General features: G+C 40.5%; 22 protein-coding genes. 18 read left to right on the top strand and 4 right to left on the bottom strand.

Translation table 11 applies throughout. From position 1 onward, the window contains the following. Nucleotides 1-49 precede the first annotated feature (49 nt). Nucleotides 50-757, bottom strand: a complete 708-nt coding sequence (gene flgA, locus MTF66_RS24420; protein WP_075169689.1) for a flagellar basal body P-ring formation chaperone FlgA — start codon at nt 755-757, stop codon at nt 50-52. A gap of 138 nt (nt 758-895) precedes the next feature. On the opposite strand from flgA, the gene MTF66_RS24415 reads away from it, so the two are divergent. From MTF66_RS24415 to fliD, 17 genes are all read left to right on the top strand, one after another. Beyond that, nucleotides 896-1828, top strand: a complete 933-nt coding sequence (locus tag MTF66_RS24415) for a chemotaxis protein (RefSeq protein WP_010387865.1) — start codon at nt 896-898, stop codon at nt 1826-1828. A gap of 20 nt (nt 1829-1848) precedes the next feature. Next, nucleotides 1849-2679 carry a protein-glutamate O-methyltransferase CheR gene (locus MTF66_RS24410; RefSeq protein WP_054201737.1) on the top strand — a complete coding sequence of 277 codons (831 nt, stop codon included), beginning with the start codon at nt 1849-1851 and terminating at the stop codon, nt 2677-2679. A 129-nt stretch (nt 2680-2808) separates the two neighbouring features. Further along, nucleotides 2809-3219, top strand: a complete 411-nt coding sequence (gene flgB / locus MTF66_RS24405) for a flagellar basal body rod protein FlgB (RefSeq protein WP_010387869.1) — start codon at nt 2809-2811, stop codon at nt 3217-3219. Nucleotides 3220-3221: 2 nt separating this feature from the next. Beyond that, complete coding sequence (flgC, locus tag MTF66_RS24400; RefSeq protein WP_008113068.1) at nt 3222-3653, top strand: flagellar basal body rod protein FlgC; 432 nt, start codon at nt 3222-3224, stop codon at nt 3651-3653. Between the two features lie 13 nt (nt 3654-3666). After that, the gene (locus MTF66_RS24395) at nt 3667-4344 is read left to right on the top strand and encodes a flagellar hook assembly protein FlgD (protein WP_021033157.1); all 678 of its coding nucleotides are present in this window, start codon (nt 3667-3669) and stop codon (nt 4342-4344) included. A gap of 57 nt (nt 4345-4401) precedes the next feature. Further along, nucleotides 4402-5724 carry a flagellar hook protein FlgE gene (gene flgE, locus MTF66_RS24390; protein ID WP_010387877.1) on the top strand — a complete coding sequence of 441 codons (1323 nt, stop codon included), beginning with the start codon at nt 4402-4404 and terminating at the stop codon, nt 5722-5724. Between the two features lie 133 nt (nt 5725-5857). Further along, the gene (locus MTF66_RS24385; protein WP_010387878.1) at nt 5858-6601 is read left to right on the top strand and encodes a flagellar basal body rod protein FlgF; all 744 of its coding nucleotides are present in this window, start codon (nt 5858-5860) and stop codon (nt 6599-6601) included. A gap of 21 nt (nt 6602-6622) precedes the next feature. After that, complete coding sequence (gene flgG, locus MTF66_RS24380; protein WP_010387879.1) at nt 6623-7411, top strand: flagellar basal-body rod protein FlgG; 789 nt, start codon at nt 6623-6625, stop codon at nt 7409-7411. Between the two features lie 14 nt (nt 7412-7425). Next, on the top strand, nt 7426-8109 hold the full coding sequence (flgH, locus tag MTF66_RS24375; protein ID WP_054201734.1) for a flagellar basal body L-ring protein FlgH: 684 nt from the start codon (nt 7426-7428) through the stop codon (nt 8107-8109). 12 nt (nt 8110-8121) lie between these two features. Further along, entirely contained in the window at nt 8122-9216 is a 1095-nt protein-coding gene (locus tag MTF66_RS24370; protein ID WP_036953616.1) for a flagellar basal body P-ring protein FlgI, read from the top strand. A 138-nt stretch (nt 9217-9354) separates the two neighbouring features. Continuing rightward, entirely contained in the window at nt 9355-10350 is a 996-nt protein-coding gene (gene flgJ / locus MTF66_RS24365; RefSeq protein ID WP_248528965.1) for a flagellar assembly peptidoglycan hydrolase FlgJ, read from the top strand. Between the two features lies 1 nt (nt 10351). Beyond that, nucleotides 10352-12358, top strand: coding sequence for a flagellar hook-associated protein FlgK (gene flgK / locus MTF66_RS24360; RefSeq protein WP_248528963.1), 2007 nt, complete (start codon nt 10352-10354; stop codon nt 12356-12358). A gap of 2 nt (nt 12359-12360) precedes the next feature. Next, nucleotides 12361-13620 carry a flagellar hook-associated protein FlgL gene (gene flgL, locus MTF66_RS24355; protein WP_138622168.1) on the top strand — a complete coding sequence of 420 codons (1260 nt, stop codon included), beginning with the start codon at nt 12361-12363 and terminating at the stop codon, nt 13618-13620. 273 nt (nt 13621-13893) lie between these two features. Continuing rightward, entirely contained in the window at nt 13894-15345 is a 1452-nt protein-coding gene (locus MTF66_RS24350; protein WP_138622166.1) for a flagellin, read from the top strand. 217 nt (nt 15346-15562) lie between these two features. Next, nucleotides 15563-17044, top strand: coding sequence for a flagellin (locus MTF66_RS24345; protein ID WP_138622164.1), 1482 nt, complete (start codon nt 15563-15565; stop codon nt 17042-17044). Between the two features lie 99 nt (nt 17045-17143). After that, entirely contained in the window at nt 17144-17530 is a 387-nt protein-coding gene (locus MTF66_RS24340) for a flagellar protein FlaG (RefSeq protein ID WP_054201727.1), read from the top strand. Between the two features lie 27 nt (nt 17531-17557). Continuing rightward, complete coding sequence (gene fliD / locus MTF66_RS24335; RefSeq protein WP_138622162.1) at nt 17558-18982, top strand: flagellar filament capping protein FliD; 1425 nt, start codon at nt 17558-17560, stop codon at nt 18980-18982. Between the two features lie 186 nt (nt 18983-19168). Here fliD and MTF66_RS24330 read toward each other — a convergent pair whose 3' ends face one another. Both MTF66_RS24330 and fliS read right to left on the bottom strand, forming a co-directional pair. Further along, the gene (locus tag MTF66_RS24330; RefSeq protein WP_024602019.1) at nt 19169-19492 is read right to left on the bottom strand and encodes a hypothetical protein; all 324 of its coding nucleotides are present in this window, start codon (nt 19490-19492) and stop codon (nt 19169-19171) included. Next, a complete protein-coding gene (gene fliS, locus MTF66_RS24325; RefSeq protein ID WP_008112168.1) occupies nt 19492-19887 on the bottom strand; it encodes a flagellar export chaperone FliS in 396 nt (131 codons plus the stop codon). Before fliS ends, MTF66_RS24330 begins: the two co-directional genes overlap by 1 nt. Nucleotides 19888-20252: 365 nt before the next feature. Between fliS and MTF66_RS24320 the strand changes: the two genes are divergently transcribed. Beyond that, nucleotides 20253-21689 (top strand): sigma-54-dependent Fis family transcriptional regulator, encoded by a 1437-nt coding sequence (locus tag MTF66_RS24320; protein ID WP_138622160.1) that lies wholly within the window; start codon nt 20253-20255, stop codon nt 21687-21689. Between the two features lie 114 nt (nt 21690-21803). On the opposite strand, the gene MTF66_RS24315 is transcribed toward MTF66_RS24320, so the two are convergent. Then, nucleotides 21804-22391 carry a DNA-3-methyladenine glycosylase I gene (locus tag MTF66_RS24315; protein WP_109874275.1) on the bottom strand — a complete coding sequence of 196 codons (588 nt, stop codon included), beginning with the start codon at nt 22389-22391 and terminating at the stop codon, nt 21804-21806. Nucleotides 22392-22423 lie beyond the last annotated feature (32 nt).

Here is a 22423-nt window from a genome sequence, read left to right as displayed (position 1 = left end):
GATGCCTTTATATCGGCATTTACTAAAGATACTTTAGCATAAATTTACATTAAATATTTACCTGCACAGACTCTACACCATCTACTCGCGCATTTAAAACTTTACCTGTTTTTTTGTTTTCAACTCGTACTTGTTCACCTAAGGTTCCATCCTCTAATGCAACACCCGTGGTTTTTACTCTTAACCCTTTAATATTGGCAAAAATATTGACAGAGTCGCCTTTGCAAACCATACAAATTTGATTGAGTAGTACAGGCATACCTTCACGAATATTACGTTTACTGCGGCTACCAATAAGTTGCGCAGGATCATCAAGATACTGAACACGTATAAAGTGCGCAGGGCGCATATCAATACTTAAATGGGATGGAGTAATCACTTCACCTCGTGCTAAATTGGTAGTAGCAACTACAACAGGTGCTGATTCAGTGATTCTCACATGAACGTATTGTGCCCAGTTGTCACTATCGTTACATTTTATTTGAATGGTGACCTGACGATTAAATGGGGGCTCACTTGGCGTTACTAGCTCTAGCTCAGAGTTACACTGGCGATCGGGTATGCGGGTATCTAGCGGTAACGCGCTAAACTGTATTTTGTTGTCATTTGTAGTTACTGCTTTTTGAGCAACATAAGATACAGCCATTTCCTGTAGTGATTCTTTACTAAATACTTGAGCCTTCAGTGGCAAAGTGAAGCAGAGGCTAGCAAGAAAATAAAAAACACTGTATCTTCTGGTTTTTTTTAACAAACTCATAATGTTTCGACTATGCTTATGGTTGCAAACAGGGTATAAATATTTTGCGTCAGAATTTAGACGCCCCCGTTGTGTTATGACGCTTTATTAATTGAAAGCAATTATCGTTCCTTATATTTGTTTTCTTAGGAGATTTAAATGGCCGGTATTTTAGACTCAGTAAACCAACGTACTCAGTTGGTTGGGCAAAACCGCTTAGAGTTATTGTTATTTAAGCTTAACGGACGTCAGCGCTTTGGCATTAATGTGTTTAAGGTAAGAGAAGTTCTTCAATGCCCGCCATTAACCAGCATGCCAAAATCTAACGCTTACATTCGTGGTGTAGCACATATCCGTGGCCAAACAATCTCGGTAATTGACTTATCAATGGCAGTAGGTGGTCGTCCTATTAAAAGCATAGAAGATGGCTTTATTATTATTGCAGAATATAACCGTACAGTGCAGGGCTTTTTAGTTGGTGGTGTTGAGCGGATTGTTAATATGAACTGGGAAAAAATAATGCCACCGCCATCAGGAGCGGGCCGCTATTCTTATTTAACTGCCGTAACTGAAATTGAAAATGAGCTGGTTGAAATACTCGACGTAGAAAAGATCCTAAACGAAATTTGTCCTGTCAATACTACCGTGAGTGATGATGTTGCCTCGCAAGGTAATATACAAAAAGATTTAGGCGAAAGAATTGTATTTATTGCCGATGATTCGGCCGTGGCACGAAATCAGGTTAAACGAGCGTTAGAACCTTTAGGTGTAACTACTGAACTTGCTAAAAATGGTAAAGAAGCTTTAATAAGACTAAAAGAAATTGCAGAGCTTGATTGTGTTAACGATATTACAGAGCGAGTAGGGTTACTTATTTCAGATGTAGAAATGCCAGAAATGGATGGTTATACACTCACTGCAGAAATTAAAGCAGATCCCAAACTTGCACCATTGCATGTGATTTTACACACATCGTTAAGTGGTGTGTTCAACCAAGCAATGATTGAAAAAGTAGGGGCTGACGATTTTATTGCAAAATTTAATCCAGACGAGCTTGCTACAGCCGTTAATAAGTGGGTTCATTGTGATTAATAAACATAGGTGTTATTGATTTGACTAATAAAGATTTGCAGCAAACAGAATACGATCAATTTCGCTTATTTTTAGAACAACAGTGCGGTATTGTTTTAGGTGAAAATAAGCAGTATTTGGTTAAAAGTCGCTTGGCACCATTAATGTCTCGATTTAATGTTGAATCGTTATCTGAACTGGTTAGCAAAACACTTGGCGTGCATGAGCGTCAATTGCGCGCTGCTGTTGTTGATGCCATGACAACCAACGAAACATTGTGGTTTAGAGATCAATACCCATTTGAGTTGCTCAAAACCAGATTATTCCCTGAATTTAAAGCGTTAAATAGGCCATTAAAAATATGGTCTGCTGCGAGCTCTTCAGGGCAAGAACCTTATTCAATTGCTATGTCGGTTGCTGAGTTTCAATCAAGTAGTCCTGGTGTTTTAAAAATGGGTGCACAAATAGTGGGTACTGACATCTCAAATACCATGCTGGATATGTGTAAACACGCTGAATATGATGCATTGGCACTGGCCCGTGGGCTATCTGCTGAGCGTCGTAAGAAGTTTTTTAAAGATAGCGGCAATGGTATGGCACAAGTGGTTGACTCATTGAAAAAGCAAGTGAGCTTTAGGCATTTAAATTTACTCGACTCGTACGCTTTGATGGGTAAGTTCGATATTATATTTTGCCGTAATGTTTTAATTTATTTTTCACCTGAGGTGAAAGCCAAAATAATTGCACAATTTTCTCAAGCACTTAACCCTAAGGGGTATTTATTTTTAGGTGCGTCGGAATCTATGTCTGGTTTGAGTACCGAATTTGATATGGTGCGTTGTAACCCCGGGATTATTTATCAAAAAAAATAACTACCGTTTACACCCCCCCCCCTCCTAAAAACGGCGCTATAGCGTCGTTTTTTGTTTTTATCGTCACTATTTTCATTGCTGGCTTACTTATTGCTTTATTGGTACTAAGTCAATTTTTTGGAGATAGTTATGGCTATCAGTTTTGATAAAGCATTAGGCGTGCATCCGCATGCGATGTTAATCCGTTCGCAAAGAGCAGAAATGCTCGCTACTAATATCGCAAATGCTGATACGCCCGGCTATAAAGCAAAAGATATCGACTTTGCCTCAGCATTAAAAACGGCAAAGTCTAACCAACTAAGCGGCAATACGATGGTAAGAACCAACGAAAAACACATTGCCGGTGGTACTCGTAGTGTAGGTGGAAATGAACTATTTCGTACGCCAAATCAAACAGATACAGGTGATGGTAACTCTGTTGATATACAAGTGGAACGGAACTTGTATACACAGAATGCTATGGAGTATCAGGCCAGTGTCCAGTTTCTTAATGGTAAATTTAAAGGCCTGAAAAAAGCCCTCGGTAGTCAAGGAGCCTAATTATGAGTTTATATAATGTGTTTGATATTGCAGGTTCGGGTATGAGCGCGCAAAACGTGCGATTAAATACCACCGCAAGTAATATCTCTAATGCCAATACAATTAGCTCTTCACAAAATGAAACGTACCGAGCGCGACAACCTGTATTTGCTGCGGAGCTAACAAAAGCGTCAGCGTCAGCAAGCAACCCACAGGGCTCTGCCGTTGGTGTGAAAGTGTTAGGAGTGGTTGAGAGTGATAAACCACTACAAATTGAATATAACCCAAACCACCCGAGTGCGGATGAAAATGGTTACATTTATAAACCCAACGTGAATGTTGTTGAGGAGATGGCAAATATGATTTCTGCGTCTCGCTCTTATCAGACAAATGTTCAAGTTGCTGATGCAGCTAAGCAAATGTTAAGTAAAACACTGCTGTTAGGTCAGCGGTAACTGAGGGTAGCTCATGAGTAACGATATTAGTACTTCTTCATCCTACATGGACTCTTTACGTTGGCAAGATAAGCAAGTGCCACAAAAAGAGGATAGTGATGCGTTAACCCAAGAAGATTTCTTTTCGTTGTTAACACAGCAGTTGTCATATCAAGATCCCAGCAAACCAGCTGATAACGATCAGATGATTGCACAAATGACAAACTTTACCATGGCTGAAGGAATATCAAATTTAAACTCTAATTTTGAGTCTTTAGCTGCGTCGATGACATCAAATTCGGCATTGCAAGCATCAACACTGGTTGGCAAACAAGCGCTGTTGGAATCGAATACACTTGAGCTTAATGAGTCGGGTGAATCAAGAGGTTCTGTTGTAGCTGAAAAGCCAGTCGATAGTTTAATGATCCGCATTGAAGATGCATCCGGGCAGTTGGTTAAAACTATAGATTTAGGCACTCAGCCCGCAGGAGCCATTCGCTTTGCATGGGATGGTAAAAATGAAGCGGGTGAACGGCTACCACCTGGTGAATACAACATCAAAGCAGAAGGTAGCACAAATGGGGAATTTTCAAGCCTTCCATTAGCTACATTCAAAAATATTGAAAGTGTTAATATTAATGGCTCAAGCGGCATTATTATTAACACAAAAGAAGGTGCGGTTAGGCTGACTGATGTCGCAGAAATCGCGTAATAGATTTTATGTATTTTTTAGCCATCGGGCTAAATACTTTTAGGTTAGAGGTTAATTATGAGCTTCAATATTGCATTAACAGGCCTTGCTGCCGCACAAAAAGATTTAGATGTTACCGCCAATAACATTGCCAACGTAAATACCACGGGCTTTAAAGAGTCTCGCGCTGAATTTGCTGATGTATACGCATCTTCGGTATTTAGCGCAGGTAAAACGAAAAATGGTGATGGTGTGCAAACCACCATGGTTGCCCAGCAGTTTCATCAAGGGTCGCTGCAGTTTACTAATAACTCTCTGGATTTAGCGATCACAGGTGAGGGTTACTTTGCAACAAGTAATGACTTAGGCTCTTTAGATTTTAGTTATACTCGCGCAGGTGCGTTTAAGCTTAATAAAGACAACTTTGTAGTTGATGCTAAAGGAAACTTCTTACAGAGTTTTCCGGTGAATGAGGTTACAGGCAGTACCACTTCGGTTAGTTTAAGTACATCTTCTGCATTGCAAATACCTGATTCATCAGGCTCTCCGCGCTCTACTTCAAACGTTTATACGTCGTTCAATGTTGATTCGCGTGACGATGTTATAGCTGTGCCATTTGATGCAACAGATGGCACTACTTATAACTCTTCGACTTCAACCACAGTTTACGACTCACTAGGTGAGCCGCATGTAATGCAGTTTTATTTTGTTAAAACTGCACCAAACGAATGGCAAGTGCATGGTACATTGGATCAAAAACCATTTGATGCTACCGGTGCCGCAACGGCAACTCCAAGCCCACTTAGTACGTTTGGATTTAACGCAAGCGGTACGCCAGAAACAACCAATGGCGCACCTATTACAGGAAGTACCTTTGATGATGTAAATTTAAATACTGCTAACTTTTCAGGATTATTAACCAACGGTGCACAGTTTAATGACATTGCAATTCAGTGGCGCGACGAGGCAGGTACTGCAGGTAAAATACCTACTCAATATGCAAATCGATTTGAAGTAAAAGCACTAGAGCAAGATGGTGCGACAGTGGGTCGCTTAGCGGGTATTGACATTGGTACTGATGGAAAAGTCGTTGCATCGTACAGTAATGGCGACACTTCATATTTGGGTCAAGTAGCCATGGTTAGATTTGCAAACTCACAAGGTTTACAACAGGTGGGTGATACTTCATGGAAAAAAAGTTTAACCTCAGGTGAGCCTATAGCAGGAGAACCGGGAACAGGAACTTTAGGCAAAGTCAATTCTTCAGCGCTCGAGCAATCAAATACAAACTTAACCACAGAGCTGGTTGATTTGATTAGTGCGCAGCGTAACTTCCAAGCAAACTCTCGTGCGCTTGAAGTGAATTCAACACTTCAACAAAATATCTTACAGATCCGATAATCATATTTTGATTTATAAAGGCTGCTTAATGCAGCCTTTTTTATTCCTCTCTTATAATCTTATTTATGCTTTAATTTAATCTGGCACTTATATTGCATTTACCCGTATATAGATTTCTTAATGAGTCGATGTTATGGATAAAATGGTCTACATAGCGGCATCTGGCGCTAAACAAAGCATGCAAGGGCTTGCTCTTAAAGCCAATAATTTGGCAAATGCGAATACCACTGGGTTTAAATCTGATTTTGCGCAAGCGCGATCAATGCAGGCTTTCGGTGAAGGTTTGCCGACTCGTGTTTTTGCTATGCAAGAGCGCCCAGGATCTAACATGACATCGGGCGGTATTGTGGAAACAGGTCGCAGCCTTGATATCGCTATGAGCGATAACGCCTGGCTGAGTGTTCAGGATGCCTCTGGTAATGAAGCCTATACAAAAGTGGGCTCGTTAAATATCACTGCTGAAGGTATGTTGACTACCAGCGACGGTCGTCAAGTTATTGGCGAAGGTGGGCCTGTCATATTACCTGTACCGATTGAAAAAATTGAATTTAGCAAAGATGGCACTATTCAAGTACGCCCTCAAGGTGCACCGGCTAACTTTTTAGAAGAAGTTGATCGGCTAAAAGTGGTTGATGCAAACAACGCCACGCTCGAGAAGGGTAACGATGGCTTATTTAGAGCTAAACCAGGCCAAATAGTTGAAACATCAGCCAATGTACAAGTATTAGGTGGCACATTAGAAAAGTCGAATGTAAACCCTGTGCATGAAATGGTCGATATGATCAGTCACCAACGCCAATTTGAATTACAAGTAAAACTGATGAAAACAGCTGAAGAGATTGACGAACGTCAAGAACAGCTGATGCGCATCGTTTAACTTTAACGTGAGGATATTATTATGAATCCAGCATTATGGATAAGTAAAACAGGGCTTGACGCTCAACAAACTGATATATCGGTTATATCAAATAACTTAGCGAATGCCAGTACAGTGGGTTACAAAAAAAGCCGCGCTATTTTTGAAGACTTGCTTTACCAAAATATTAATCAACCAGGCGGTCGCTCATCGCAAGACACCGAAATGCCGTCAGGCTTAATGCTTGGCGCGGGTACTAAGGTGGTGGCTAACCAAAAAAACTTTTCGCAAGGTAATATGCTCACCACTGAAAATTCATTAGATTGGATGATTTCAGGTCCTGGCTTTTTTGAAGTATTGCAACCAGATGGCAATATTGCTTATTCGCGTAATGGCCAGTTTACTACCGACGGCGACGGGCGTGTTGTCACCTCGGGCGCTGGTTATGTTGTTCAGCCTGAAATGAATGTACCTGATGATGCACAGTCGATCACCGTATCTCAAGATGGTGAAGTGTCAGTTCGCGTTAAAGGTCAGGCCGAAAACGTGGTTATTGGTCAGATCACGATTAGTGATTTTATTAATCCGTCGGGCCTTGAGCCTATAGGGCAAAACTTATATACCGAAACCGCGGTAAGCGGTGCGCCTGTTCAAGGTAACCCGGGTGTTGAAGGTTTAGGCACGATTATTCAAGGTTCACTGGAAACATCAAATGTAAATGTGACCGAAGAATTAGTTAATTTGATTGAAACGCAGCGCGTTTATGAGATGAACTCAAAAGTGATCTCAGCCGTTGATGAAATGATGAGTTATATCAATCAACAGTTATAGTTTTGGGGGGTTGTATGCGTAATGTTATGTTATTTACAGTAGGGACTTTACTATTAAGTGGTTGTGTAGCTACACAAAATAATGAGGTAGTACAAGACGATCCCTATTATGCACCTATGTATCCAGAGCCTAATATGGAGCCAGTAGTCGCAACCGGCTCTTTGTTCAGCACACAATTATCGAATGACCTATATGCCGATAAAAAAGCACTGCGAACAGGCGATATCATTACTGTTAAATTACAAGAGTCGACCCAAGCGACTAAAGCAGCTAAAACTGAAACAGATAAAGAAACTGATGCCAGCCTCGACCCTGTTATTGGCTTAGGTGGTTTACCGGTAAATATTGGTGGCGATAGTATTCAATTTGGTATTGGTAGTGACTCCTCATTTAAAGGTGACTCAAAATCAAATCAATCAAACAGCTTAGTTGGCGATATTTCGGTTAACGTGATGCGAGTACTACCAAATGGTAATTTAGTAATTCGCGGTGAAAAATGGCTAACGTTAAACACCGGTGAAGAATTTATTCGCTTAGAAGGGTTAGTGCGTCCGCAAGATGTCAATGCCGATAATACTGTTGAGTCTAATCGAATTGCGAATGCACGTATTCAATATTCAGGTAAGGGTCAAACTCAAGAGGCACAAAGCCCGGGTTGGTTAACGCGTTTCTTTAGCAGCTCATTGTTTCCCTTTTAGAGGACATTCGACATGAATGGTTTTAAAGTTTTTTGTTTTATGGTGCTACTAGGCTGGCAATTTACTGCCAGTGCTGAGCGAATTAAAGATGTGTCTATGGTCGAAGGGGTGCGCTCAAACCAATTAGTGGGCTATGGCTTAGTTGTTGGTTTACCGGGTACCGGTGAGCAAAGCCGTTTTACCGAGCAAAGCTTTAAAGGCATGCTCAATAGTTTTGGTATTACGTTACCTTCTAGTTTAAAGCCAAAAATTAAAAATGTTGCAGCGGTTGCTGTTCATGCTGAACTCCCTCCATTTAGAAAGCCAGGGCAAACCATAGATATAACCGTATCATCGATTGGCAGTGCAGGCAGCTTGCGCGGTGGCACATTACTACAAACATTCTTAAAAGGGGTTGATGGTAATGTTTACGCCATCGCTCAAGGCAGTTTAATTGTAGGTGGCCTAGGTGCTGAGGGGCTTGATGGCAGTCGCGTTGTTATTAATACGCCAACGGTAGGACGCGTACCAAATGGTGCAACCGTTGAACGTGCTGTTAAAAGCCCATTTATGCAAAACGACTATATTACTTTTAATTTAAACCGTCCTGACTTTACTACTGCTAAACGTTTAGAGAAAACCATTAATGATTTAATTGGTCCAAATAGTGCTCAAGCACTCGATGCAGCCTCTATTCGCGTTATTGCCCCACGTGATGCCTCTCAGCGCGTATCGTACTTATCAACCCTTGAAAACTTAGAGTTTAAACCAGCGGATACCTCGGCAAAAATAATTGTTAACTCACGTACCGGCACCATTGTTATAGGTAAAAATGTAAAATTACAACCTGCGGCAATTACCCATGGTGGTTTAACAGTAACGATTGCGGAACAACAAAATGTAGCGCAGCCAAATCCTTTAGCAGAGGGTGAAACCGTGGTTACTCAGCAAAGTATTATTGACGTTAATCAAGATGATTCACGCGCTTTTGTATTTGACCCTGGTGTAAGTCTTGATGACTTAGTACGTGCTATTAATGAAGTAGGAGCTGCCCCGGGTGATTTAATGGCGATTCTTGAAGCGCTCAAAGAAGCCGGTGCAATTAATGGTCAACTTGTTGTAATTTAATCTTTTTAAAAAACACCGTTTAAAATTTTATTGCGGTGTTTTTTACTTTTTATTCCTTCTTACTCCTACCCTTGAAAGTCTCGCTGGCTCAATTATTGCATTGCTTTAGGTATTATTAATTATTGTGTCAAAAAGCTGATGGAAACAAATCATCTAGATAAGCAAAACTTTTTTGATTTAGGCAACTTAGACTCTTTGCGTCGAGATGCTTTAAACAGCGGTGATGCATCAACCGATGCATCTAAAGCGGCGTTAAAAAAAGCGGCGGCACAATTTGAAGCTATTTTCACCCAAATGCTGCTTAAAAGTATGCGTAAAGCCAACGAGGCTTTTGAAGATAAAGAAAGCCCGTTTAATGCTAGTGGCGTTAAGTTTTTTGAAGAAATGCACGACCAACAGATGGCTACAGAGCTTTCATCAAATGGCTCTTTAGGTCTTGCAGATTTAATTGTGCAGCAACTATCGCCAGATGGAAAAAACTTTATGCCAGGCTCTGTTCTTCGCACAACGTCAGATTTCTTTAGTGACCAACGTGCGGGTAGCACCTTACCTCATCATGAAAACCAAAAGGTCACTGAAAAAGTACCGCTCGTTGATTCAGCTGAAAAAAGTGAACAAAACATAGCGTCTGGCACATTTGAAAATGCTGAGGAATTTGTAAGCACCGTGTGGGAACACGCAAAAACAGCGGCTAAAAAAATTGGTTTAAATCCGGCGGTTATGGTCGCACAAGCAGCATTAGAAACTGGCTGGGGTAAACATATTATTAGTAAAGGTGATGGCAATAGCTCAAACAATTTATTCAATATTAAGTCAGATAAAAGTTGGCAGGGTGAAAAGGCCAGTAAAGTCACTTTAGAGTTTGAGCAAGGTGCTGCTGTTAAAAAGCAAGCAAGCTTTAGAGCGTATGATTCGATAAAAGATAGCGTGAATGATTTTGTGGATTTTTTAACACAGAACCCGCGCTATCAAGATGCATTAAACAATACGGCAAAGCCGCATAAATTTTTAGACTCTTTACAGCAAGCTGGTTATGCAACCGATCCTAACTATGCAGACAAAATAAAAAGAGTGCTGAACAGTAACGAATTGAAGAATATCGCCACAAGCGTGATCCGCCAGGGAGTAGAGTAACATGTCGTTTAATTTATTAAACATTGCTAATTCAGGAATAAGAGCAAACTCTGAGTTATTGCAAACGACAAGTAAAAACATTGCAAATGTTAATACCGAAGGGTATGTACGTGAGCGCACCGAATTTACCACCATGATTGATAATCAGGTAGGCCGTGGTCAAACGTATCGTTTATTGAATGAGTTTGCGCAAAAGCAATTAAACCGAGATACTTCAAATAAAAGTTTTTTTGATCAATTTGTTAGTGAAGCGAGTCGGGTTGATCAAATTTTTTCAGAAAAATCAAACAGCTTATCAACTAGTATCAACTCAATGTTTAATAACGTGCAAGAAGCTCTTAATCAACCTTCATCAACAGTTGCTCGTTCGTTGGTGATGAGTGATGCGCAAAACCTGATTGATCAAATGGACAGGCTTGCAGGTATTGTTTCAGAGCAAAAAGCGGTGGTTAATGAGCAATTAGAGATTTTTTCAGAAGAGGCGAATACGTTAATCGAAAGTATTAGTTCGTTAAATCAAGAAATTGCGGGTGTTCATGGTACTAAAAACGAAGCCGATGCGAGCTCAGCTTACAATGAGCGTGATAAAGCAGTACGTGATTTATCTGAGCTGATTGATATAGAAACACTTGATGGCCCTAATGGTGAAAAACAAGTGTTTATGGGTACAGGTGAAGCGGTTGTTATGCAAAATGGGTCATTTAACTTATTTTCGATCAGTGGCGATCCTGATGCTAACTTTAAAGAGCTACGTTTAGATGTAAATGGCGGTAAGGCTGTGCCATTAGATATAGACCCTACTAAACTCAAAGGTAAAATTGGCGGTTTATTGGCATTTAGAGACGATATTTTGGTGCCTGCACAAAATCAAATAGGCCAGATGGGTATTGCGCTTGCTGATTCGTTTAATCAGCAAAACCGTTTAGGTATGGATGCAAACGGTGAGCTCGGAGGGGATATTTTTGATATCCCAACGGTCAGTGCTTTTGTTTATCAAGCAAACACCGGAACAGCTAATATGTCAGCAACCGTTGAGGCAGGTAAAGGCAGTGAACTGCCAGCCAGTGACTTTGTGATTACATATACAGGTAATCCTAACGAAGTAAGTATTCAGCCAATTGATAATAAAGGTGAACCTTTAGGCACAGCCTCTTTAGCAACTATCCCACCCAGTGGCATTATCGATTCAGCAGCTATCACCAGCGGGGAGTCGTTTGGTTTAGAGCTAAACGTAACCGGAGCCGGTAATGTCGGTGACCAATTTCAGGTAAAACTTAATAGTGGCGCGGCAGGTAATATATCGCTGACAACAGGTCGGGGCGAAGACATTGCATTGGCCTCTCCAATTAGAACAGCAGACGGCCTTGATAATACAGGCACAGGCAGTATTTCACCGGGTAATGTGAGCGATGTAACTACTGGCAGTTTTAGTAATCCTTTGGATTTAGCAAATGGCCCTATAAGCATTGTTAAAACAGCCAATGCTAACGAATATCAACTTACTGATGGTAATGGCACAACTACGTTTACGGTTACACCGCCTGCTAACAATATACTCGCTCAAGCCGGGCCACCATACGATGGTTATGGCTTTGATTTTAATATTGAAGGCGTACCAGCAACGGGCGATACCTTTAATTTAGAATTTAATGAAGGCGGTTTTGATGATAACCGCAATGGTCAAAAACTTGCTGACTTACAAAACACCGATTTAGTACGTCAAAATGTAGTGGCGAGCGCCTCAGCTGATAATCATAAAACGTTGAATCAAGCCTATGCTGGGTTAGTAACCGATGTTGGTGTAGTAACCAGTCAAGCAAAAACCAACGGGGCTGCATTCGACGCTTTAGCACAACAATCAGAAGCCTGGTACGAATCGTTGTCGGGCGTAAACTTAGATGAAGAGGCGGCTAATTTGCTGCGTTTCCAGCAATCTTATGCTGCATCAGCTCAAGTATTAACTGCAGCGAGAGCTATTTTTGACACCTTATTGAGTGCGGCGAGGTAATTATGCGTTTATCAAATAATTTAATGTATCAAAGTCAAATTAATAAAATTTTAGATAATCAACAGGGCGTTGCAGGCGCTTTAGAGCGAGCAAACACAGGTCAAAAGTATTTGAGTACCTCTGAAAACCCAGCTGCTATATCGCAAGGGATGTTGTACACCAATAAAATAGAAACCAATGAGCAGTTAACTAAAAATATAAAGCAGCTAAATGGTCGCTTATCAACCGAAGAAAGCATACTTAAAGGTATGAACGACACTATTTTAGAGGCGCAAATGCTAACCATACGAGCGGGCAATGGTTCGTTAGGTCAAAGTGATTTGGCTTCAGTTGCCAGTGAACTAAAAGAATTGCAAAAATCGCTGCTTAACTTAATGAATAGTCAATCAGAAGGGGGGAAATACCTATTCTCTGGCTATCAAGACGATATTCAAACCTATACATTTAACAGCACTAATGGCAAATACGAATACCAAGGCGATCAAGGCCAGCATGAAGTGACGATCGCAAAAGGGGTTGAGATCAAGTCAAGTGATAATGGTTTTAATGTATTTGAACGCGTAGATGCACGTCTTGATGTCGTGTCGAATGATGGAGCGCCATCAGGCGGCATTACCGCAGGGACTGTTTATGTTGAAAACCAAGGCGAGTTTGATCGCTTTCATAAAGATAATTATAACTCAGACCCAAATCCGCTTATTTCTCCAACGATCAATACCTATAACGTTAATGTTATCCCTGGTGCAACGCCTTCAGCGCCTGATCAATATGAAATATTACGCGATGGTAATCCTCTAGTACCACCTGTTACTGGTGAAGTAACCGATGAGCCGATTGAATTTGCCGGTATGGAAATTCAACTTGAAGGTGTAGCCCCCGGCCAACTTGATTTTACCCTTGAAAAGCCAGGTAAAGAAAATGTACTTAATACGCTGGAAGATCTGATCACTAGTCTAAATAACAAACAACTTGATGGAGCGCAAATTAACCAAGCGTTATCGGATGGGTTAATTCAGCTTAAAAATGCCAGTGAGCAAATTGTGTTTACTCAGGCTGGTCTTGGTGGGCGTATGAACGTGGTGGAGCGTGTGACCGATTCAAACAGTGCTTTAGATATTAATAATCAAGACAACAGAGCGAGCTTAATTGAAATTGATCCTGCTGCAGCCATTAGTGAACTCGCTAAACAGGAGGCAGGTTTAGACAGATCGATGGCGACTTTTGGTCGCTTGGCTAAACTTTCATTATTCGATTATTTATAAATACCATCCAAGGCAGGTTATTACTTTAACAAAAATAGGTAATAACTTGCCTTAACAAGGCGGCAAAAAACTGTCACCCCTTTTTTCTCTTCTGTCAAAAAAACGCTAGCCCTCAATTTAAAGCCGCAATAAAACCGATTTAGTTGTTATAAAACAGGGGTTTAACTTTTTTTTGTTAGTTGGCACAACTAATGCATTTAGCTAGTCATAGAAAGTGTGGTTTTTGCTTAAATATTTTGAACCACATTCTGATTGAAACTAGGAGATGGTAAAATGGCTTTAAGCGTAAATACAAATGTTGCATCACTTAATGGGCAACGCAATCTATCTAAATCTAGCATGGCACTTGAAACCTCAATGCAGAGACTATCATCTGGTTTGCGTATTAATAGCGCAAAAGACGATGCTGCAGGTTTACAAATTGCCAACCGACTAACGTCTCAGGTAAATGGTCTAACAGTAGCTCAGCGTAATGCCAATGATGGTATTTCTATGGCGCAAACTGCTGAAGGTGCGATGCAAGAGTCTGCAAACATTCTGCAACGTATGCGTGACTTATCACTGCAATCAGCGAATGGTTCGAACAGTGCAGTTGACCGTGCATCCCTACAAAAAGAAGTCGCAGCCCTGCAACAAGAGCTTACTCGTATCGCAGACACCACCAAATTTGGTGGGACCAGCTTACTTGACGGTACATTTGGTACTAAACAGTTTCAGGTAGGTGCAAATGCGAATGAAACCATTAATGTAAGCTTACGTAATGTTGCTGCCAATGCTATTGGTGCATATGAAGTAAAAGGAAACAGTACTTTACTGGGTGCTGTTGCAACACAAACAGCGCCACTTGCTACGGCAACTGGCGCTGTGGCTACTGCAGGGTTAAATATAAATGGTGTTGCAATCCCTGATGCAGGTGTTACGGGTAAAGGCGCTGCTGAAATAGCGGATACCATAAATAAAGAAGCAACAGGGGTTACTGCCACTGCAAAATTAGATGTTACAATTGCAGGGCTAACATCAGCAGATAACAGCGACTTAACTCTTCGTAAAGCGGGTGCTGCGGTTGATACTTATAAATTATCAGAATTTGGTGGCGGTCTTGACCGACTTGCTGAAAAACTGCAAGCCGATGGTTATGATGCAATTGTCGATAATGGTTCGTTAATACTAAGAGCTGAAGGTGTTGACGGTATTCAAATGACAGGTACAGCCGGCACAGCTACCATCGCAAATAACGCTACAGGTGGCGCGCCAGTTGCTGGTGGTGCTACTAATAACGATATTAGTGTTTCATCATCACTTACTTTATCTTCGTCAGAGAAAATTGGTATATCTGGTACTGACGTAGATGATATTCTAGGCGGGGCAAATATTTCAGCTACCGGTGGTTCAGGTGAATTAACATCTGTTGAAAGTGTTGATATATCAGGTACGACTAGTGCAGGTGCACAGTCTGCCATTAACACCATAGATGCGGCGCTTGCGCAAATTGATGCTCAGCGTGCCGATTTAGGTGCGGTGCAAAACCGTTTTGGCTTTACCATTGCTAACCTTGCAAACGTATCTGAAAACGTCTCAGCTTCGCGTAGTCGTATTCAAGATACCGATTACGCGCTTGAAACTGCAACGCTAACTAAAAACCAAATTATGCAACAAGCAGGTACCACCATTTTGTCTCAGGCAAACCAGTTACCTCAGGCTGCATTAAGTCTTTTAGGTGGCTAATACCCGCTAACTATAAAAGAGCCAAGCGATATAGCTTGGCTTTTTTGTTTGTATTTCAATCAACTAAAAGTTTTTATTATTTTTTTTAAAAAAAAGCTAAAGGTAATTTTATAACGGCCGTTAACTTAATTAGAACGGAGCTTGAACAGATTTTTATTGTGATGGCTCTTGGTTAAAATCAATTAGTTACATTACGAAAGTAATCAGGAGTTATAACATGGCTTTATCAGTAAATACTAACGTTGCATCACTAAATGCACAAAGAAACTTATCAAAATCTAGCGATGCGTTAGGTACATCAATGCAACGCCTTTCATCTGGTATGAAAATCAACAGCGCGAAAGATGATGCGGCAGGCCTACAAATTGCTAACCGCCTTTCTTCACAAATTAATGGTTTAGGTGTTGCTCAGCGTAACGCTAACGATGGTATCTCAATGTCGCAAACTGCTGAGGGTGCGATGCAAGAGTCATCAAACATCTTACAACGTATGCGTGACCTAGCGCTGCAATCAGCAAATGGTTCAAACGATGCTAACGCTCGTGCAGCACTACAAAAAGAAGTTGGCGCATTACAGCAAGAGCTTACTCGTATCGCTGAAACGACTAAATTTGGTGGTACAAGCTTACTAGATGGTTCATTCGGCACCAAACAGTTCCAAGTAGGTTCTAACGCTAACGAAACAATCAACGTAAGTCTGCGTGATGTTTCTGCTGATGCAATCGGCGCAAACAAAATTGAAGGTGCAGGTAGTGTGTTAGGTATCGCTACTGCTACAGCAGCGTTAGCCACAGCAACTACTGCAGATCCTGATTTAGTTATAAATGGTAAAGCTACAGCGGTTGGTGCTGCTGATGGCGCTTCAACAATTGCAAAAACTATCAATGATGCAGCTGCAGGTGTTACTGCTACAGCAAAATTAGATGTAACAATTACTGCACTAGGTGCAGGCGATGATGGTATCTTAGAAATTGGTAACACCGCAACAGGCGCTTCAGGTGTGGTTGATGGTGCTGATGATGGTGTAGGTGCTGATTCTTACGATTTAGCTAACTACGGTGGTGATATTGACCGCTTAGCAGCTGACTTGCAGGCTGATGGTTACGATGCAGTTGTAAATGACGGTAAGCTAACGCTTAAAACTGAAGGTGTAGATGGTATTCAGATTACAGGCTCTACCACTGCTAATGCAACCGTAAGCTTAGAAAATAACTTAACTGCTGGTGCTCAGCTTGCAAGTGCAAATGCTGCAATGAGCGTTACATCTTCGTTAAGCCTAAGCTCACCTGATAAAATCGGTGTATCAGGTACTACTGCAAACGAAATTTTAGGTACTGGCTCTGCAGCTATCGGAGCAACAGGTGGTACAAGTAAATTAGTTTCAGTGGAAACTGTTGACATTTCAGGTACGACCAGTGCTGGTGCACAAAATGCAATCGAAACAATTGATGCGGCACTGGCGCAAATTGATGCACAACGAGCAGACTTAGGTGCGGTGCAAAACCGTTTTGGCTTCACTATTGCGAATCTTGCAAACGTATCAGAAAACGTGTCGGCTTCTAAAAGTCGTATCGAAGATACAGATTATGCTGCAGAAACAGCTAAACTAACTAAGAACCAGATTATGCAACAGGCTGGTACAACAATCTTAGCTCAGTCTAACCAGTTACCACAGGCAGCACTTAGCTTATTAGGTTAATTTAACAATAAGCTCTATACTTAACTACTAAGGAAGGGGCAACCCTTCCTTTCTTGTATAGGTATAAAGCTTTATATCGCTTTATAGTAGGAGCGAATTATGGAAACGCAAAGTTTAAATCTAAATATCAGCTCAGCGCAAAAAGGTGAGGTTACCTCAAGTTACCAAACCCCATCACAAGTTAAGCAAAATGCTGATGAACAAAAGAATACACCCATCACCACCACTGCAAGTAATAGTGAAGTTTCTGAAACAGAGTTATCACCTGAAAAACTAGAGAAGGTGGTACAGCAATTGCAGGACTTCATGGGCGAAATGAACCGTAGTCTACAGTTTAAAGTGGATGAGGATTCTGGCCGTAATGTTATTAAGGTGATTGATAAAGAAAGTGGTGATTTAGTTAAGCAGTATCCTTCTGAAGAAGTGTTAGGAATTGTTGCTAAATTAGCGGAAGCCACTGGCGTGTTAGTTGATTTTAAAGTTTAGTTTGAGCAATTTAAGAGGGTAAGTATTATGGCTATTTCATTTACAGGTATAGGTTCAGGGCTTCAAGTTAATGAAATTGTAACTGCTTTAGTGAATGCTGAAAAAAGCCCTTACCAAGCTCGAGTAACTAAACAGCAAGCAAACTTTACTACCGATATATCTGCAGTAGGTACCCTAAAAGCCTCTTTGGAAGAGCTTAATGGTTCACTAGAATCATTGGGTGACATCGAAAACTTTCAAAAGCGCACTATCAGTGGCAGTGACGACTTTGTTTCTTTAAGCTCTGAAAAAAACGCGCAAACCAATAATTACTCGATTAAAGTTAATAGTTTGGCTGAGAACCATAAGCTAACATCAAATGCTATAGCTGGCGATGAAGCGGTGGGAGAGGGTAAGCTCACGATTAGTTCAGGCTCTAACAGTTTTGACATAAATGTGTCAGACACAGCAAAGCTGACTGATATACGTGACGCGATTAATGACTCTGCTGACAATGATTCAGTTAATGCTACTATTATTACCGATGATACGGGGCAGCGATTAGTGTTATCAAGTAAAGAAACCGGCGCAGAAAACGCAATAAAAATTGTAGTTGATGATGTCGGTGATGGTGGTAATACAGACTTGTCTGGCTTGTCTCGTCTTGCGTATGATAGTGATACAACATCAACAACGTATGCTGAAAACTTAAACGAAGTAACTGCAGCGACGGATGCTTCAATTACGATTGACGGAACGCTTGTGGCCTCAAGCAGTACCAATGAGTTTAAAGATGTTATTGAAGGCGTTACCATTAATGCTAAAAAAACTCACAATGCAGACGATGATTTAAGTAAAGCAACTATCACTGAAAATAATAATAATGTTGCTGCTGGATTAAAGTCGTTTGTAGAGAAGTTTAATGCATTTATTGATTTATCAAATCAGCTCGGTCGCTCTAGCGCTGAAGAGGGCGTTGGTGCACTTGCGGGTGATTCATTACTTAGAGGCTCTGTAAACCAAGTACGCTCGATGTTAACATCTGAATTTAGCACGGGTAATGGTAATACCGACTTTTTAGCTAACTTTGGTATTAGAACTGAGCGCTCAGGTAAGTTAAGTATTGATTCTGACGCTCTTAAAGCTGCCGTAGAAAGTGATCCACAAGCTATCCAAACGTTTTTTGTTGGCGAAAATGACGGTGATGGTTTTGTTGGCCAGTTAGATACTGTTATTAAAGGTTATACGGCCTCTGATGGTATTATTAGTTCACGTATTGAAGGGCGTGAAACACAACTCGATAAGCTACAAGATGAAGTTGATGCATTTAATAGCCGAATGAAAAAGTATGAAGAGCGACTATATAGCCAATACAATGCCATGGATATATTAGTTGCTAACCTAAACTCGACAGGAAGTTACTTGCAGCAACAATTAGCTAACCTACCGGGTGTGGCTAAAAAGTCTAGCTAAATAGCATTGTTTAGTAAATAAAGCCTGGCTTGTTAGTCAGGTTTTTTTATACCTGTTCGCTTATTGGTAATTAACAACGCTTGGTTTATAGTGAACTTTCAGGCTATAAAAATACAGAGTGATAAATCAATTAATCACTCTGTAAAGGGGAATAAAATAGGGGGTTAGCTAAGGCAAGAAGTGTTTTTAAATATTAGATTTATACTTATTTACAGCTTTTTTATTTTTTTGATTACCAACTATTTTAACCGCTAATAGTTGCTTTTGATTATCTATTTTAACAGATAGCTGTTCTATTAGGTTAATTAAAAACTCAAGTTCAGTAGCTGAATAATGAGTTTTTTCTCTAGAAAGTGAGCTACTTATGTGAATATCAAGTTTATTATGAATATTCAGCGCTTGCTCAATATCCCAATCTTCTGAGTCAGCAATCAAACTTACTAGCTCATTGCAATATGCTCGAGTCTCACTATCTTTAACTTGTGAGCTTGTAACCCGATTTAAAGACATTACAGTTGTGGTTCTCTTTGTTCGAATGGAATTGCTTCCCAGCCTGACTTAATCTCTTTAATTAAGGTAATTACTTCATCAATTTTATCAATGTTGTTTTCAAGGTTTGCAGTTAATAAGCAACGCTGACAGTAATCGTACAAAGAGTCTAAGTTAGTTGATACTTCATTATTGTCTTCAAAATTTAACACTTGCTGCAACGCACCAAGTAGCACAATACAATCAGAGATTGCGTTGCCTTTTTTTTCTAACTCTTTACGTTCAATAAATCCTTTTGCAGCAGAGAGCTTGCCAACAATATTTACAAACACGAGTTTAACTTGGTCGTAGGGAGTCATCTCTTTAACGCTGCTAACTGTTATTTGACGGTATTTATTGATTGATGCATGAGCCATGGGTAATTCCTCAAATTTTAATTACTGTGTAGAACCTTAAGCAAGTTTAGTTCCAACATAAGTTTGACTATTACTTATCGGCAAAAACAGTCACACCTTTAAGTAATAATAGCACTTTTTATGAGTTTCTTCTGTGTAGAGTCGCATCATCATCAGTGGCAAAACGTGTTAGATAATTCATCCTAAGTAGGTATGCTGTTATAAATAGTTAAAGAGTTATTAGTTATAAAGTATTGGCTTTTTAGGCTGGGTGTCTGTTTTTTGGCGTTAATGTCAAAAAATCGCCGCTATTACTTGCATCCAAATCCAACTGGCTTACAATTTGATTAATAAAACAAATTAGTGAAATAAATGGCTCGCTAAAAATGATCTTAATTTTAGATAATAATAATAATCGCTCTATTGGATTATATGCATCGCTTACTTTTATTGGTGAGGCGGTACAGTTGCAAACAGAAGCTGACTTTGAGCAGGCATGTATTCACTATCAAAATAAAGAATGTATTGTGGTGTTAGGGGCGCTGCAATCTTTAGATCATGAAAGTTTAATTAAACGCTATCCAACATTTCCTTTTTTACTTATTGGTGAAACGCTCAAACCGCTACTGAGTCTCGCCAATGTTGTTGGACTAATTTGTGAGCCATTTACTCATGAAGTTACCACTCAGTTACTACATGATTGTCAGCAATATCAGCGTATGCTGCCTCATGAGCATCAATATAATAAAGAAAAAAGCACCTTTGATGGCCTTGTAGGTGAAACCAAAGCCGTAAAAGACTTACGCTTTTTAATTACGCAGGTTGCTAAAACCGACGCCAACGTACTTATTTTAGGTGAGTCGGGCACGGGTAAAGAAGTGGTTGCTCGTAATGTGCATCTGCTTTCTAAGCGTAACAAAGGTCCATTTGTACCAGTAAACTGTGGGGCAATTCCTGCAGAGTTACTAGAAAGTGAACTATTTGGCCATGAAAAAGGTGCATTTACCGGGGCTATTTCAGCACGTAAAGGCCGGTTTGAATTGGCGCAAGGTGGCACGCTATTTTTAGATGAAATAGGGGATATGCCGCTGCAAATGCAGGTTAAGTTACTGCGAGTACTACAAGAGCGTAGCTATGAGCGCGTTGGCGGTACCAAAGCGATTCAAGCCGATGTACGTGTTATTGCTGCAACCCACCGTGATCTTGAAAGCATGATTGAAAAAGGCTCATTCCGAGAAGATTTATACTATCGCTTAAATGTTTTTCCTATTGAGAGCCCATCACTTGCTCAACGTGCAGAAGACATCCCTTTGCTACTTAAAGAGCTTATGCGCCGCGTAAATGAGCAAAGCGGTACTACGGCTAAGTTTACAGAGCGTGCTATTGATAGTTTAAAAGAGCATTCTTGGCCGGGTAATATTCGTGAGCTCGCTAACTTAGTTGAGCGTATGGTTATTATGTTCCCAGACAAGGTGGTGGATGTTCCTGACTTACCTAACAAATACCGCTACATTGAAGTTGAAGCCTATGAGCCACAGTACCCAGAAGAACTGATGGAGCGTGATGCATTTAATGATATTTTTAGTGGCGGATTCAGCGAAGACGAAATAGACCTCGAAGATGATTTTGCTCAAGCAGCACCGGGTTTATTGCCCGATGAAGGTATTGAGCTTAAGGAGTACTTAGCTGAGCTTGAAATTAACTTAATCACCCAGGCATTAGAGCGCTTTGATTACGTTGTCGCCCGTGCTGCTGAAGTACTTGGCGTAAGGCGAACCACACTGGTTGAAAAAATGAAAAAATATAACCTTTCTAGAGATTGAGGGTTAAGTGCAGATATTAGGTACTAGGTGTAAGGTGTTAGGTTAGAAAAAATAAACACTGCGCTTAACTTTTAGAGCGGGTTTACCTCGCGTCTCGTAACCCGAAACCCGCCCTTAGCCTAATTTTTTAACTTCTTCCTTCCTAAAACAATCATTACTATGATCGTTAACCATTCCACAGGCCTGCATGTAAGCATACACTGTGGTTGGGCCTAAAAATTTAAAGCCACGCTTTTTTAAATCCTTCGCAAATAACGTCGATGCCTCAGTAACTGCAGGGTAGTCGGCCAGTGTTTCTAGATCGTTTACCTGAGGTTTATTACCAACAAATCGCCACTGATAATCACTAAAACTGCCAAACTCTTCTTGAATAGTAATAAAGCATTTTGCGTTATTAATTGTTGCGACAATTTTTAAGCGGTTGCGAACTATGCCCGCATTTTGCATTAATTTTTCTATGTCGTGTTCAGTAAAGGCCGCTACTTTGCGTACGTCAAAATTGGCGAAGGCGTTTTTATAATTCTCACGCTTTTTTAATATGGTATACCAGCTGAGTCCTGCTTGTGCCGATTCTAATGTCAAAAACTCAAAAAGTAGTTGATCGTCATACACAGGGACGCCCCATTCATGATCATGATAATCCACATAGTCAGGTTTTGTTGTATCTAACCATGGGCAGCGGCACTGAGTCTCTTTATTCATACATTTTCCTTTGCGCGTCATTTTTACGGCAC

It is taken from the genome of Pseudoalteromonas sp. 2CM39R (genome assembly GCF_023161845.1).
This window is presented reverse-complemented; position numbering and strand designations above follow the sequence as displayed.